The sequence below is a fragment of the Micromonospora sp. CPCC 206171 genome, from assembly GCF_036906755.1.
GTDB classification, from domain to species: domain Bacteria; phylum Actinomycetota; class Actinomycetes; order Mycobacteriales; family Micromonosporaceae; genus Micromonospora; species Micromonospora purpureochromogenes.
The window spans coordinates 68642-82534 of the sequence record NZ_JBAKHT010000017.1; the positions used below are offsets into that span (position 1 = coordinate 68642).

The window sequence follows — 13893 nt, forward strand, 5'->3', positions numbered from 1 at the left end:
ACTCATGAGCCCCGGGCTTCTACCCTCGCAAACCAGGATCGAAACCGCGTAAAGGGCTCCCTTCCGGCGCGGACCCGCGCCGGAAGGGACCCCGTTGACCGCTCAGCGCGCGGCGGAGAGCCGCCGGCCGACCGAGGCGATCAGCCGGTCCAGCTCCGAGCCGAACGGGTTGTCGTGGACCAGGTACGTCCAGGTGGCGGTCGGCCGCACCAGCTTGGCGGCGTCCGGCTCCCAGTCGGTGTCGAACTCGGTCTCGGTGAAGGTGGCGATGGTGCGGGTCTCGATCTCGGGGACGAGGTTGTTGAACGCCGGCACCGCCGCCCGGTGGAACTCGTCCAGCGGGTCGAGGCGGCCCAGCGCCCGCAGGTGCACGCCCTCGCGGACCTCGGAGAGCTCGGCCAGGTGCTCGGCCCAGAGCCGGTCGAGGTGGTAGAGGGCGATCGACCGGGCCACCCGGGCGAGCAGGTCCTCGTCCATCTCGCCGGCCTTCTCCGGCATCCGGTCGAGCAGCATCAGCGCGGCCACGTCGCTGGTGAGCAGCCGCTCGCGGCGCTCCGCGAGCGCCTTGCGCTGCTGCTCGATCACCACGCTGTACCGCCAGGTGTTGCGGTGGATCTCGTGGTTGACGCCCTCGGCCACCCGCTGGGCGTGCTCCACGGCGTAGTCCACCTGCTCGTCGGTGACCAGGCCGTCGGCGTTCATCCGCGGCGAGGCCGGCACGGCGTCGCCGGCGTGCCGGACCACCAGGTCGTCCTCGAGGCTGACGAAGAAGACCGAGCCACCCGGGTCGCCCTGCCGGCCGGCCCGGCCGCGCAGCTGGTCGTCGACCCGGCGGCTGTCGTGCCGGCCGCTGCCGATCACGTACAGGCCGCCCAGTTCGGCCACCCGGTCCCGGTCGCTCTGGTCACTGCCGCCGAGGCGGATGTCCACGCCCCGGCCGGCCATCTGGGTGGAGACGGTGACCGCGCCGTACGCGCCCGCCTCGGCGATGATCGCCGCCTCCTCGTCGTCGTTCTTGGCGTTCAGCACGACGCAGGGCACCCCGGCGGCGTGCAGGCCGGCGGCCAGCCCCTCGGACTCCTTGACGTCCAGGGTGCCGACCAGCACCGGCCGGCCGGCCTGGTGGCAGCGCGTGATCTCGTCGACCAGCGCCTCCTCCTTCTCGGCCCGGGTGGCGTAGATGCGGTCCGGCTCGTCCTCCCGGACGCAGGGGGTGTTCGGCGGGATCACCGCCACCTCGAGGCCGAAGAACTCGCGCAGCTGGTCGCCGACGAGCACGGCGGTGGCGGTCATCCCGCAGACCGTCGGGTAGAGCGCGATGTACGCCTGCACGGTGACGGTGCCCAGCACCTCACCCTCGGCCGTGGCGTCCACGCCCTCCTTGGCCTCGACCGCCGCCTGCAGGCCGTCCGGCCAGCGGCGACGCTGGGCCACCCGGCCGCGCATCTCGTCGATCAGCTCGACCGAGCCCTCCCGGACGATGTAGTCCACGTCGCGGTGCAGCAGGGCGTGCGCGTGCAGCGCCACGTTGACCGCCGAGAGCTGCCCGACGTGCTCGGTGTCGTACAGGTCGATGCCGCCGAGCTTCGCCTCGACGGTGGCCAGGCCGGCGGCGGTGAACGCCACGCTGCGGCCGTCCTCGGCGACGGTGTAGTGCTTGCCCTTGCGCAGGCCGCGCACCAGCGCCGCGGCGGCGTGCACCGGGTCCTGCTCGCCGGCTACCGCACCGGCGAGCACCATCGGCACCCGGGCCTCGTCGATCAGGATCGAGTCGGCCTCGTCCACGATCGCGGTCTTCAGCGGCGGCTGGACCCGGTCGGCGAGGTCGGTGACGAGCTGGTCGCGGAGGAAGTCGAAGCCGGCCTCGCTGACCGCGACGTAGGTCACGTCGCAGGCGTACGCGGCGCGCCGCTCCTCGGGGGTGGAGGCCTCGTTGACCCAGCCCACGGTCAGCCCGAGCAGCCGGTAGACCGGCGCCATCCACTCGGCGTCGCGGCGGGCCAGGTAGTCGTTGACGGTGAGCACGTGCACCGGTCCGTTGCCCAGCCGGACGTGCCCGTACGCGGCGATGGTGGCGGTGAGGGTCTTGCCCTCACCGGTGGCCATCTCGGCGACCTTGCCCGACAGCAGCGCCATCGCCCCGAGCAGCTGCACGTCGTACGGCCGCTGGTCCAGCCCGCGACGGGCGGCCTCGCGGCCGATCGCGCAGATCTCCGCGTACTCCGTGGCGGCGCCGGCGGCCTCGGTGAGCTCGGCGTCGTCGAGGGCGGACAGCTCGTCCTCGCGCGCGGCGATCTGCGGCAGCAACTTCTCCAGCGGGGCCAGGTCGACCGTCGTCCCCGGGCGCTGGAGGAACCGCCGGAACCTGCTCTTCAACCGTTGCGACACACCCATGAGCGGCAACGGTACGCGAACCGGCCGGGCTGTCGCTGCCCGGCTCGTCCGGGGCGTCCCGGGTGTCCCCGTCCCGGCACGTCCGCGCAGGTCAGCGGCGGCGGATCGGGTCAGCTCACCAGCAGCTGGTGGGCGGCCAGTTCCCGGTAGAGCGGACTGGTGACGGTCAATTCGTCGTGGGTGCCGACCGCGACCACCCGGCCGCCGTCGAGCACCACGATCTGGTCGGCGTCGACGACGGTGGCGAGCCGGTGCGCGACGATCAGCAGGGTGCGCCGCACGGCCACCGCGTCGATGGCCCGGCGCAGCGCCGCCTCGTTGCGCGCGTCGAGGTTGCTGGTCGGCTCGTCCAGCAGCAGCACCGGCGGGCCGGCGAGCAGCGCCCGGGCGATCGCCAGGCGCTGCCGCTCGCCGCCGGAGAGCAGCACCCCGCCCTCCCCCACCTGCACGTCCAGCCCGGCGTCGGTGCGCTCGGCGAGGTGGCCGAGGTTGACCTCGTCGAGGACGGCGAGCAGCGCGGCGTCGGTCGCGTCCGGGGCGCCGATCAGCAGGTTCTGCCGCAGCGTGCCGGCCAGCACCGGGGCCTCCTGCTCGACGTAGCCGAGCCGGGCCCGCAGGGCGTCGCGGGACAGCCGGCGCACGTCGACGTCGTCGAGCCGCAGCGACCCGGTGTCGACCTCGTAGAAGCGCTCCACCAGCGCGAGCAGGGTCGACTTGCCGGCTCCGGAGGGGCCGACCAGGGCGGTGCGGCTGCCGGCCGGCACGGTGAAGCTCACCTCGTGCAGCACCGGGGCACCGTCCGGGTAGCCGAACCCCACCCGGTCGAACTCGATCGCCGCCGGGCGGCCGGCGGGTGGGGCCGCCGCCAGGTCCGCGCCGTCCCCGGCGTCCTCCGCGGGTACGGCCAGCACCTCCTCGATCCGCTGCAACGCGCCCAGCCCGGTCTGCAGCTGGGTGTACGCGTGCACCGCCTGGCCCAGCGGCAGGACCAGGAAGAACAGGAACATCACGAAGGCCACCAGATCGCCCACGGTGATCGCCCCGGCCGCCACCCGGGCCCCGCCCACACCGAGGACCAGCAGGAACGCGCCCTGGATGGTGACCGTGCTGACCGGGCCCACCACCGCCTGCACCCGGGCCACCCGCAGCCCCGCCGCGTACGCCTGGGCGGCGCTCTCACCGACGGCCTCGGCCTCGCGGTGCTCGGCACGGGCGGCGCGGATGGTCCGAGCGGCGGAGATGGCCCGCTCGACGGCGGAGGTCATCTCCCCGACGCGCTCCTGGGCGGCGCGGGACAGCCCGCGCACCCGGCGGGCCACGGTGAGCGCGAAACCGACGCCGGCGGCCACCCCCAGCAGGGTCACCCCGAACAGCACCGGATCGAGCAGGGCCATCGCGCCGGCCGCGCCGACCACCATCACCGCGCCGGTGACCGTCTCGAACAGCCCGGAGGTGACCACGGCCCGCAGCAGGGTGGTGTCCGAGCCGACCCGGGAGAGCAGGTCGCCGGTGCGGCGCCGGTCGTACTCGACGATGGGCAGCCGCAGCAGGTGCCCGGCGAGCCGGCGCCGGGTGCCCAGCACGACGCCCTCGGCGGTGCGTTGCAGCAGGAAGTCGCGCAGCCCGCCGAGGGCGGCGCCGGCCACCACCAGGGCCACCAGCGCCGCCACGAGGCCGGTGACCGGCCGGGCCGCCGCCATCCGGTCGAGCACCTGGCGGGTGAGCAGCGGCTGCGCCAGCGCGGCGCCCGCGCCGGCCAACGACAACGCGCCCACCACGGCGAGGGTGCCGCGGTGGGCGCGCAGGTACGGCAGCAGGGCGGCCAGGCCGGCGGGCCGGCGGGCGGCGGCGGTGGTCATGCGCCGACCGTAGCCGCCCCCGCCCAGCCGGCTGCCGGGTGTCCGGCTGCCCGGCTGCCCGGCTGCCCGGCTGCCCGGGTCAGCCGGTCAGCACCACCTGGAGTTCCTGCCGGCGGCGCTCGGCCAAGTCGGTCAGCAGGGCGGGCGCGTCCTCCATCGGCACCACCGCCGAGACGAGGTGCTTGCGGATCACGTCGCCGTACTGCCGCAGCAGCTCGATGGTCTCGGCGGAGAGCCGTTCCCGGTCCCAGGTCGGCGCCAAGCCGCGCGGCACCCGACCGATCTGCGCGCAGCGCAGCGAGAGCCCGTTGTGGTGGAACTCCTCGCCGAGCCGGACGGCGTCCGCGCCGTCCTGGTAGAAGGCCAGGTCGATCACGGTGCCCTGCGGGCGCAGCAGGCGCAGCGCCAGGTGCAACGCCCAGGCCTGGCCGCGACACTGGAACACCACGTCGGCGCCCCGGTCCCCGGCGGCGTGGTTCCACCGGGTCTTGAGCACCACGGCCGGGTCGTCGGCCTCCGGGTCGAGCGTCTCCAGGCCGAGCGCCTCGGCCACCTGGCGGCGCTGCGGCGTCGGGTCCAGCACCACCACGGAGGCGGCGCCGTGCCGCTTGGCGAACAGGGCGGTGAGCAGGGCGACCACGCCGCTGCCGACCACCGCGACCCGCCGGCCGCGCACCCCGTCGCCGAGCGAGCGCACGTCGGTGCCGCACAGGTCGGCGGCGGCGTGCAGCAGGCCGTTGGCGCAGATCGGGCCCATGTGCGCGACGTAGATGCCGAGCAGCGGGTCGAGGTCGTCGGGGAGCGGGACGAACCGCTCGGCGACCGGGTCGGCCACGTACCCGGTGCGGTGGCCGTAGGTCATGGCGCCCACCGTGCCGACGGCGACGGCCGGGGTACGGCTCTCCACCACCCGGCCGACCTGCATGTAGCCGAGCCGGGTGACCGGGTACGGGGTGCCCGCCGCACCGGGCTGGAACAGGCCGAGGTCCGGGTCCCAGGTGACGTTGAGGTACGGGTTCGTGCCCTTGACGAAGCTCAGTTCGGTGCCGGCGGAGACGCCGCTGTAGAGGGTCTCCACCCGGAAGCTGCCCTCGCGCAGCTCGGCGGCGTCCTGTTCGGCCAGTTCGACGGCGCCGGGGCCGCTGACCACCACGACCTTGTCACGCATCGACACTCACCCCCGCGGCGGCCAGCGGCACGGACGCCGGGCCGGTCGGCAGGGCCACGGCACGCCCGGTGCGGGCCGACTCGGCGACCGCGAGGGCCAGCCGCTGGGTCCGCATCGCCTCGGCGTACGGCACCCGGACGTCGTCGCCGACCCCGGTCACCGCGTCGATGAAGGCCCGGTCGACGGCCATCCGGGCACCGTCCGGATCGGATTCGATCCGGCGCTCCCCGTCGGCGTCGCAGATCACCAGGCCGTCCTCGGCCAGCGACAGCGCCAGGCCGTCGGCGAGGATCTCCAGCCCCGCCCGGTGCTTCCAGGTCAGCACGCAGGCCGCGGCGAGCGTGCCCACCGCCCCGTTGGCGAAGCGCAGCGTCGCCGCGGTCACCGAGTCGATGTCGGCGCCCTCGACCGGTGGCGGGTTGCCGTCGCCGTACGCGGTCACCTCGACCGCCTCGCCGACCAGCGACCGCACCAGGTCCAGCACGTGCGCGGCCTGCTCGACGACCGGGCCGCCGGAGCGGTCCCGCACCGCCCACCAGGCCACCGGGGGGACCTTGTCCAGCCAGGAGCCGTTGACCATCCGCACCGGCCGGTCGGCCAGCAGCTCGCGGGCCCGCTCGACCACGTGCAGGTAGCGCCAGTGGTGGCCGACGGCGGTGAGCAGGCGCTTCTCCTGCACCAGCGCGGCGATCCGCTCGGCGGTCTCCAGGTCGACCGCGACGGGCTTCTCCACGAACATCGGGACGCCGGCGGCGATGACGGCCTCCTCCACCGGGCCGTGCGCGAACGGCGGCAGGCAGACGTACACCGCGTCCGGTCCGGCGGCGAGCAGCTCGTCCACGTCGACGAAGCTCCGGCCGCCGTACGCGCCGGCCAGCTCCGCCGCCGCGTCCCGGGACACGTCGTGCACCCCGAGCAGTTCCACGTCCTCGAAACCGCTCAACACGCGGGCGTGGCGTTGCGCCACCCCACCGGCCCCTACCAGTCCCACCCGGCACGTGCGCATTCCACCGACCCTTTCGACGCTGTTCTCCGACTCGCGGGAACAGCACTCCCCCCAGCGCCCGAACGCGAAACCCCGTGCCGTTCGGCAACGAACCGTTCATCTGCCGGGAACCGGCTGGTGCACGGTCCGTGATCAAGCTGTTAGGCATGATCCGGTTAGCGCGCGGGCGGAGATGGGAAAACCAACTCCGCGTTTTCCGCCACGATCTGGGGGTGTGCCAGTGCGGGATACAGATTCGATCGTCTCACCAGTGGTGGAGGCATGGGCGACTTACCGGACGACTTCGGCCGAGGACTGGCCGACGCGGCGGCTGATGCGGGCCAAGGGTGACACCCGGGTCAGTGTGGTGCTGCCGGCCCGCAACGAGGAGGTCACCGTCGGCGCGATCGTGTCCACGATCCGCGAACACCTGATGGACCGGGTCGCCCTGGTCGACGAGCTGATCGTGGTGGACTCCCGGTCCACCGACCGGACCGCCCAGGTGGCCCGGGCCGCCGGCGCGGAGGTGGTCAGCCAGGACGAGATGACCCGGGGACTGCCCCGACTGACCGGCAAGGGCGACGCGCTCTGGGCCGGCCTGGCCGCCGCCGAGGGCGACGTGGTCGCCTTCGTCGACGCCGACCTGCGCGAGTTCCGTCCGCACTTCGTGACCGGCCTGATCGGACCGTTGCTGACCGATCCGTCGGTGGACTTCGTGAAGGGCTTCTACCACCGGCCGCTGGTCGGTGCCAGCAGCGTGGAGGCCGACGGTGGCGGGCGGGTGACGGAGCTGATGGCCCGCCCCCTGCTCAACCTCTTCTGGCCGGAGCTGGCCGGTTTCGTGCAGCCCCTCGCCGGCGAGTACGCCGGCCGCCGGGACGTGCTGGAGCAGGTGCCGTTCGTCTCCGGCTACGGGGTCGAGACGGCGATGCTGATCGACCTGCTGGAGCTGGTCGGCCTCGACGCGCTCGCCCAGGTCGACCTCGGCGAGCGCAAGCACCGCCACCAGGACACCGCGGCGCTGGGCCGGATGTCCGCGCAGATCATGCACACCGCCTGGTCGCGGTTGCAGCGGCGCGGCTGGGCCAGCCCCGGCACCATGCCGGCCACCATGCTGACCCAGTTCCGCCGGGGCGGCTCCGACGCGCTGCCCAACCTGGACCGGGAGATCGTGGTCAGCGACGTCTCGGTGGCGGAGCGCCCGCCGCTGGCCCAGCTGCGGCACCGGGTGCCGCGCCGGCGGGTGGCGGCGTGAGCGGCGGTTCGCCGCGACGGGTACCCGACGGCCGGCACGAGCCGGCCGGGGGCGGAGAGCGGACGGCCGACCGGGTCTCCGCCGAGGGAAGGACCACAACGCGATGAGCCTCACCGTCCTGATGAACGCCGGCCCCTGGTTGTCAGTGCCGCCCCCCGGCTACGGCGGGATCGAGAACGTCATCGCCACCCTGGTGCCGGAGCTGCGGCGCCTGGGCGTACGGGTGGTGCTGGCCTCGGTGGAGAGCAGCACCCTGCCGGTGGACGAGAAGTTCTCGGTCTTCCCCGACGGGCAGTTCCACGCCCTGCAGCGCCCCTACAACCAGGTGTGCGGCGTCTCCCAGGCCCACCTCAACGGCGTGATCCGGCAGCTGCACCACCGCGACGACATCGACCTGGTGCACGACCACGTCGAGGCGGTCGGGCTGGCCACCCTGGCCGCGATGGGGCCGGACGGCCCGCCCGTGCTGCACACCCTGCACTGGGACCTGGCCAAGCACCCCGAGCTCTACGGCAACCTGGACGCCGGTGACCGGGTCCGGGTCAACGGCGTCTCCGCCTCCCAGCTGGCCCGCGCCCCCCGGGCGCTGCGGGAGCACTCGGTGGGGCACGTGCACCTGTCCACCCCGCTGGCCGTCGGCGCGGACCGCGCGCCGCGCCCGGAGAAGGGCGACTACACGATCATCCTGGGGCGGATCAACCCGGGCAAGGGGCAGGACGTGGGCGCCCGGCTGGCCCAGCGGGTCGGCGTCCCGCTGGTGCTCGCCGGCCCGGTCGGGCCGTACCACCGGCCGGAGGACCTGGCCGCCGCCGGCGACGAGGCCCGGCAGAACCCCGACGTGCGGTTCTTCTACGACGAGGTGGCCCCGCACGTCGATGGCGAAATGGTCCGCTGGGTCGGCACGGTGGCCGGTCAGGACCGCGACGACCTGCTGGCCGGGGCGAAGGCCTCGCTGTTCCCGCTGCGCTGGGAGGAACCGGGCGGCACCGCCGTGGTGGAGTCCCTCGCGCTGGGCACCCCGGTCGTGGCGACCGCCCGGGGCTGCCTGCCCGAACTGATCGAGCACGGCCGCACCGGCCTGCTCACCAGCGACGAGGACGAGCTCGGCGACCTGCTGCTGGCGGCCAGTCTGCTCGACGCGGACGAGTGCCGGCGGGAGGCCGCGGCCCGGTTCACCCCGGCGATGATGGCGCAGCGCTACGTCGAACTGTACGAGCGGGTCCGCCACGGCGCCCGGGCCCGGCAGTTGCAGGTCGCCTGAGGCGTACCCCCTGCTCTCACGGGCCCGGACCGGCATGGTCCGGGCCCGTTTGTCGGGCCGGGAGGCGGGAACGCCACGGCGCGACGGAGGGAGCGCGCGATGGCCGGTCCGATGGCCCACTCCCGGGCCCGGCGCAACCCGGCGGACGGCCGCGCGCCGGTACGCCGGGCCGCCGCCACGGTCGGGACGGTGTTCCTCCTGATCGGGGCCCTGGGGTTCGTGCCCGGGATCACCAGCGACTACGCCGACCTGCGGCTGGCCGGGCACCAGTCCGGCGCCCAGCTGTTCGGGTTGTTCCAGGTGTCGGTGCTGCACAACCTGCTGCACCTGGCCTCCGGCGTGGCCGGGCTGGCGCTGTCGCGCACCGTCCGGCTGGCGCGCGCCTACCTGGTCGGCGGTGCGGCGGTCTACCTGGTGCTGTGGCTCTACGGGCTGGCCGTCGACCACCGCAGCGCGGCGAACGTCATCCCGGTCAACCCCGCCGACGACGTCCTGCACCTCGCGCTCGGCGCGGGAATGCTCGCGCTCGGCGTGCTCACCCGTCGTGACGGGGATCGCCACTGACCCGGCCACCGTATCCGGTCGGTCCGGTTTCGCCCGGAGAAGCCCCGGGTACCTGCCAGAACCTGGGCATGCGAGCGGAATCGAGGGGCCGATGGCGAGCCGGATCAGCTGCGAGGTGCGCGACGAGTCACCCGTGACCGTCGTCCGCCTGCACGGCGCGCTCGACCTCGACACCATGCGGTCGGTGCACACGGTGCTGGACCGCTGCCTCTCCGCCCAGCCGGACGCGCTGGTGGTCGACCTGGCGGACATCACCGTCGCCGACCGGCTCGCGCTGTCCGTCTTCGCCGCCACGGCCCGCGAGGCCGCCGGGTGGCCGGCCGTGCCGGTGCTGCTCTGCGCTCCCCCGTCGGACGCGGCCGCCTGGCTCGCCGAGTCCACCGCCTGCCGGGTGGTGCCGGTGCACCGGGACTGTGCCGAGGCGACCCGGCTGGCCGGCGAGGTCGCCGCACCCCGGCTGCGGGCCCGGCTGGAGCCGGTGGCGACCGCCTGCCGGCGCGCCCGGGAGCTGGTCGGCGAGGCCTGCGGCCGGTGGAACGCGCCGGAGCTGGTCGGCCCGGCCTCGCTGGTGCTCAGCGAGCTGGTCGGCAACGTGGTGCGGCACGCGCACACGCCGATGCAGGTGACGCTGACGCTGCGCCGGCCGTACCTGCACGTGGCGGTGACCGACGGCAGCCGCGGCGCGGCGCGGCCGGGCAGCCCCGGGCTGCGTGCCGAGGGTGGGCGCGGGCTGATGCTGGTCCGGGAGATGGCACAGCGGTGGGGCAGCACCCCGCTCGCCGACGGAAAGGTGGTCTGGGCGGTCGTGCCGGCGAATTGACCGAAATTCCCCCTCTCGCCTGGTTACATGGGCAGAGGGGACGGGTAGTCGCGCTCGTCCTTTCTGTCGTCATGACGGGGTGAGAAGCCATGCCCAGACGGGTAACCACGGAGCCGGCACGAGACCGGGGGCCGGCGATCCTGGCGCCGGCCCGGTTCGGCGGCTTCCCCGGCCCGGTCCGCACGGCGCTGCCGGGCAACCACCTGATCAAGCTGCTCGGCACCACCGACCACAAGCTGATCGGCCTGATGTACCTGGTCACCGCCTTCTTGTTCTTCGTGGCCGCCGGGATCGAAGCGATGCTGATCCGAGGCGAACTGGCCCGGCCAGGGCTGCAACTCCTCTCCCCCGAGCAGTACAACCAGCTCTTCACCACGCACGGGCTGGCGATGCTGCTGCTCTTCGCCACACCCGCGGCTCTGGGAATGGCCAACTACATCGTCCCGATCCAGATCGGCGCCCCGGACGTCGCGTTTCCCCGGCTGAACGCGTTCGGCTACTGGCTGTTCCTGTTCGGCGGCCTGATGCTGTACGGCAGCTTCGCCACGCCAAGCGGGTCGGCCGACTTCGGGTGGACCGCCTACCCGCCGTTGAGCACGCTGGAGAACTCCCCCGGCGTCGGGCCGAACATGGTGGTGATCGGGCTGGTCATCGGCGGTCTGGGCACCATCCTCACCGCCGTCAATCTGGTCACCACCATCCTCACGCTGCGCGCGCCCGGGATGACCATGTTCCGGATGCCAATCTTCACCTGGAACATTCTGCTCACCAGCGTCCTGGTGCTGTTGGTCTTCCCGCTGCTGGCGGCGGCGCTGCTCGCGCTGGCCTCTGACCGGCTCCTGGACTCGCACGTCTTCGACTCGACCACCGGCGGGCCGATGCTGTGGCAGCATCTGTTCTGGTTCTTCGGCCATCCCGAGGTCTACATCATCGCGCTCCCGTTCTTCGGGATCGTCACCGAGATCATCCCGGTCTTCTCCCGCAAGCCGATCTTCGGCTACACCGGTCTGGTGCTCGCCACCATCTCGATCACCATCCTGTCGATGACCGTCTGGGCGCACCACATGTTCGCCACCGGCCAGGTGCTGCTGCCCTTCTTCAGCATCGTCAGCTATCTGATCGCGGTGCCCACCGGGGTGAAGTTCTTCAACTGGATCGGCACCATGTGGAAGGGGCAGATCACCTTCGAGACACCGATGCTGTTCGCCATCGGCTTCCTGGTCACCTTCCTGCTCGGCGGCCTCACCGGGGTGCTGCTGGCCAGTCCGCCGGTGGACTTCCACACGCACGACACCTATTTCGTGGTGGCGCACTTCCACTACGTCCTCTTCGGCACGGTGGTTTTCGCGTTCTTCGGTGGAATCTACTTCTGGTTCCCGAAGATGACCGGTCGGCTGCTCGACGAGCGACTCGGCAAGGCCCACTTCTGGACCATGTTCCTGGGCTTCCACATAACGTTCCTGATCCAGCACTGGCTGGGCAACGAGGGTATGCCCCGCCGGTACGCCGACTACCTCGCGCAGGACGGCTTCACCACGCTGAACACGATCTCCAGCATCGGCTCGTTCATCCTCGGCGCGTCCACGTTGTTCTTCATCTACAACGTCTGGAAGTCCTGGCGGTACGGGGCGATGGTGAACGTGGACGACCCCTGGGGCTTCGGCAACTCCCTGGAATGGGCGACGACCTGCCCGCCCCCGCTGCGCAACTTCGACCGGATGCCCCGGATCCGCTCCGAGCGCCCGGCGTTCGACGCCAAGTACGGCCCACACGTCGCCGACCTGGGCCGGGACCTGCCGCAGCGCACCACCCTCCCGCCCCAGGAGTTCCGCGAGGAGCTGCACCACGAGCGGCACGTCCCGGAGTCGCCGGCGGCCGAGGGCGCGCACGGCGCCCGGGAGGCGGTGGAGTACCAGCCCGCCCCGCAGTCCGGGGCCCGGCCGGTCGAGGTACCGGAGCCGGAGGTGGTGCGCCGGCCCAGCTTCGAGCAGGCCGACGAGCCGGAGGGCAACCCGCTCGACGCCCAGGCGCGCCCGGAGTCGGACGAGCGCTGGCGGCATCCGCACACCAAGGGCGACCCCGAGGAGCACTGACCGGGCGCCCGCCGCGCCGACGGGCACGTGGCCGCCACCACCGCGACTCGGTGGTGGCGGCCACACCGTGTCGCCCCCGACCCCGGCACGGGCCGGCCGTGTCGGGGTCGGGCGGCGATGATCAGGCGTCGGCGGTGGCGGGCAGGCCGGCGGCGGTGAGCGACCGGCGTACCGCGGGCTGGACCCGGGTCAGCCGCAGCGGGACGCCGGTGCGCGCCGCCGCGTCGCGGCCGGCCATCAGGGCGGCGATCCCCCCGGCGTCGACCCCGCCGGCGCCGTCCAGGTCGACCACCACCTCGCGGGGCTGGCCGGTGACCGCCTCCAGCATCACCCGGCGCAGCTGGTCGGCGCCGTCCCGGTCGATCTCGCCGCCGACCTCGACCACCACCCGGTCGCCGGTGCGCTTGAGCGCGATCCGGTTCCGGCCGGTCTCGCACTCGGCGGCGCCGTTCTGCCAGGGCGGCGGCGCGTCGGCGAGCATCGCCTGGCGCAGCCAGGTCAGCGCCCGGGACAGCAGCCGGGAGACGTGCATCTGGGAGATGCCGAACCGGGCGGCGATCTCCGCCTGGGTCTGGTTGCCGTAGAACCGCATGGCCAGGATGCGCCGTTCCCGCCAGGGCAGCCGGTGCAGCAGTCCGCTGACCGTCACCCGGTCGTCGACGGACTCCAGCGCGTTGTCGGACTCGCCGACCAGGTCGCCGAACTCGGCCGAGCTCTCTCCGCCCACCGGCGCGTTCAGCGAGGCCGGGCTGTAGCCGGCGGCCGACTCCAGCGCGGCGAGGATCTCCTCCTCCGGGGTCTCCAGCCGCGCGGCCAACTCCGCCACGCTGGGCGCCCGGGACAGCTCGCTGGTCAGCGCCGCGGTGGCCTGCCCGACCTCCAGGATCAGGTCGCGCAGCCGGCGGGGCACATGCACCCCCCAGGTGCGGTCCCGGAAGTGCCGTTTGATCTCGCCGACGATGGTGATCGCCGCGTACGCGGTGAACGAACCCCGCTCGGGGTCGTACCGGTCGACGGCGTTGACCAGGCCGAGGCGGGCCACCTGCTCCAGGTCCTCCAGCGGCTCGCCGCGCCCCCGGTAGCGGCGGGCCAGCCGGCCGGCGAAGGGCAGGGCGAACCGGACGAGGTCGTCCCGGGCCTCCTGCCGACGCTCCGGTGGCAGGCCCGCGATCCGCGCCGCGTACGCCAGCGCGGCCGCGTCCAGGTCCTCCAGGCCGCGTTCGGTCGGCGGTGGTGTGGTTGTGGTGGTCTGTCCGAACATCCGCGCCTCCCTCAGGAAGGTCCCCCGCCCGGAGTGGGAGCCGGTCGTGCGCGTGGTCGGGCCACGCACCGGGCCGGAAGCTTGGGTCACGTGCCGCGCCGGTGTCACCGGACGCGCGAGAGCGACGACAGCACGCTACGCGGCGTGCTCGATCCGTCGCAGCGAGCGGTGTTCCCGCTCCGTAGGTACTCAATCACGCGACCCCGGGTTCGCGAGGATGTTTCGGCAGCTCG

10 protein-coding genes are annotated in these 13893 nt (G+C 73.5%); 5 read left to right on the forward strand and 5 right to left on the reverse strand.

The genetic code is table 11. The features are described 5' to 3' along the window. Positions 1-102: 102 nt before the first annotated feature. The 4 genes from secA2 to V6U89_RS19800 form a co-directional block, all read right to left on the reverse strand. Positions 103-2394, reverse strand: a complete 2292-nt coding sequence (gene secA2, locus V6U89_RS19785; protein WP_334572813.1) for an accessory Sec system translocase SecA2 — start codon at positions 2392-2394, stop codon at positions 103-105. A 110-nt stretch (positions 2395-2504) separates the two neighbouring features. After that, a complete protein-coding gene (locus V6U89_RS19790; RefSeq protein WP_334572814.1) occupies positions 2505-4253 on the reverse strand; it encodes an ABC transporter ATP-binding protein in 1749 nt (582 codons plus the stop codon). A 79-nt stretch (positions 4254-4332) separates the two neighbouring features. Continuing rightward, positions 4333-5421: a zinc-binding dehydrogenase gene (locus V6U89_RS19795; RefSeq protein ID WP_334572815.1), complete on the reverse strand. Its 1089-nt coding sequence runs from the start codon at positions 5419-5421 to the stop codon at positions 4333-4335. After that, positions 5414-6427, reverse strand: coding sequence for a Gfo/Idh/MocA family protein (locus V6U89_RS19800; RefSeq protein WP_334572816.1), 1014 nt, complete (start codon positions 6425-6427; stop codon positions 5414-5416). Before V6U89_RS19800 ends, V6U89_RS19795 begins: the two co-directional genes overlap by 8 nt. A gap of 220 nt (positions 6428-6647) precedes the next feature. Here V6U89_RS19800 and V6U89_RS19805 point away from each other — a divergent pair, with 220 nt between their 5' ends. The 5 genes from V6U89_RS19805 (at position 6648) to ctaD (ending at position 12399) form a co-directional block, all read left to right on the forward strand. Continuing rightward, positions 6648-7661 (forward strand): glucosyl-3-phosphoglycerate synthase, encoded by a 1014-nt coding sequence (locus V6U89_RS19805; protein ID WP_334572817.1) that lies wholly within the window; start codon positions 6648-6650, stop codon positions 7659-7661. A 103-nt stretch (positions 7662-7764) separates the two neighbouring features. Beyond that, positions 7765-8922 (forward strand): glycosyltransferase, encoded by a 1158-nt coding sequence (locus V6U89_RS19810; RefSeq protein WP_334572818.1) that lies wholly within the window; start codon positions 7765-7767, stop codon positions 8920-8922. A 99-nt stretch (positions 8923-9021) separates the two neighbouring features. After that, positions 9022-9486 (forward strand): DUF4383 domain-containing protein, encoded by a 465-nt coding sequence (locus V6U89_RS19815; protein ID WP_442933953.1) that lies wholly within the window; start codon positions 9022-9024, stop codon positions 9484-9486. A 91-nt stretch (positions 9487-9577) separates the two neighbouring features. Next, on the forward strand, positions 9578-10306 hold the full coding sequence (locus V6U89_RS19820; RefSeq protein WP_334572820.1) for an ATP-binding protein: 729 nt from the start codon (positions 9578-9580) through the stop codon (positions 10304-10306). An 89-nt stretch (positions 10307-10395) separates the two neighbouring features. Continuing rightward, positions 10396-12399 (forward strand): aa3-type cytochrome oxidase subunit I, encoded by a 2004-nt coding sequence (gene ctaD / locus V6U89_RS19825; protein ID WP_334572821.1) that lies wholly within the window; start codon positions 10396-10398, stop codon positions 12397-12399. Positions 12400-12520: 121 nt separating this feature from the next. Here the strand turns inward: ctaD and V6U89_RS19830 are convergent, their stop codons facing one another. Then, positions 12521-13660: a SigB/SigF/SigG family RNA polymerase sigma factor gene (locus tag V6U89_RS19830; RefSeq protein ID WP_154937603.1), complete on the reverse strand. Its 1140-nt coding sequence runs from the start codon at positions 13658-13660 to the stop codon at positions 12521-12523. Between the last annotated feature and the right edge of the window lie 233 nt (positions 13661-13893).

Coding starts and splice junctions, on each gene's coding strand:
- secA2 (WP_334572813.1), bottom strand. CDS start 2,394: ATGGGTGTGTCGCAACGGTTGAAGAGCAGGTTCCGGCGGTTCCTCCAG.
- V6U89_RS19790 (WP_334572814.1), bottom strand. CDS start 4,253: ATGACCACCGCCGCCGCCCGCCGGCCCGCCGGCCTGGCCGCCCTGCTG.
- V6U89_RS19795 (WP_334572815.1), bottom strand. CDS start 5,421: ATGCGTGACAAGGTCGTGGTGGTCAGCGGCCCCGGCGCCGTCGAACTG.
- V6U89_RS19800 (WP_334572816.1), bottom strand. CDS start 6,427: ATGCGCACGTGCCGGGTGGGACTGGTAGGGGCCGGTGGGGTGGCGCAA.
- V6U89_RS19810 (WP_334572818.1), top strand. CDS start 7,765: ATGAGCCTCACCGTCCTGATGAACGCCGGCCCCTGGTTGTCAGTGCCG.
- V6U89_RS19815 (WP_442933953.1), top strand. CDS start 9,022: ATGGCCGGTCCGATGGCCCACTCCCGGGCCCGGCGCAACCCGGCGGAC.
- V6U89_RS19820 (WP_334572820.1), top strand. CDS start 9,578: ATGGCGAGCCGGATCAGCTGCGAGGTGCGCGACGAGTCACCCGTGACC.
- ctaD (WP_334572821.1), top strand. CDS start 10,396: ATGCCCAGACGGGTAACCACGGAGCCGGCACGAGACCGGGGGCCGGCG.
- V6U89_RS19830 (WP_154937603.1), bottom strand. CDS start 13,660: ATGTTCGGACAGACCACCACAACCACACCACCGCCGACCGAACGCGGC.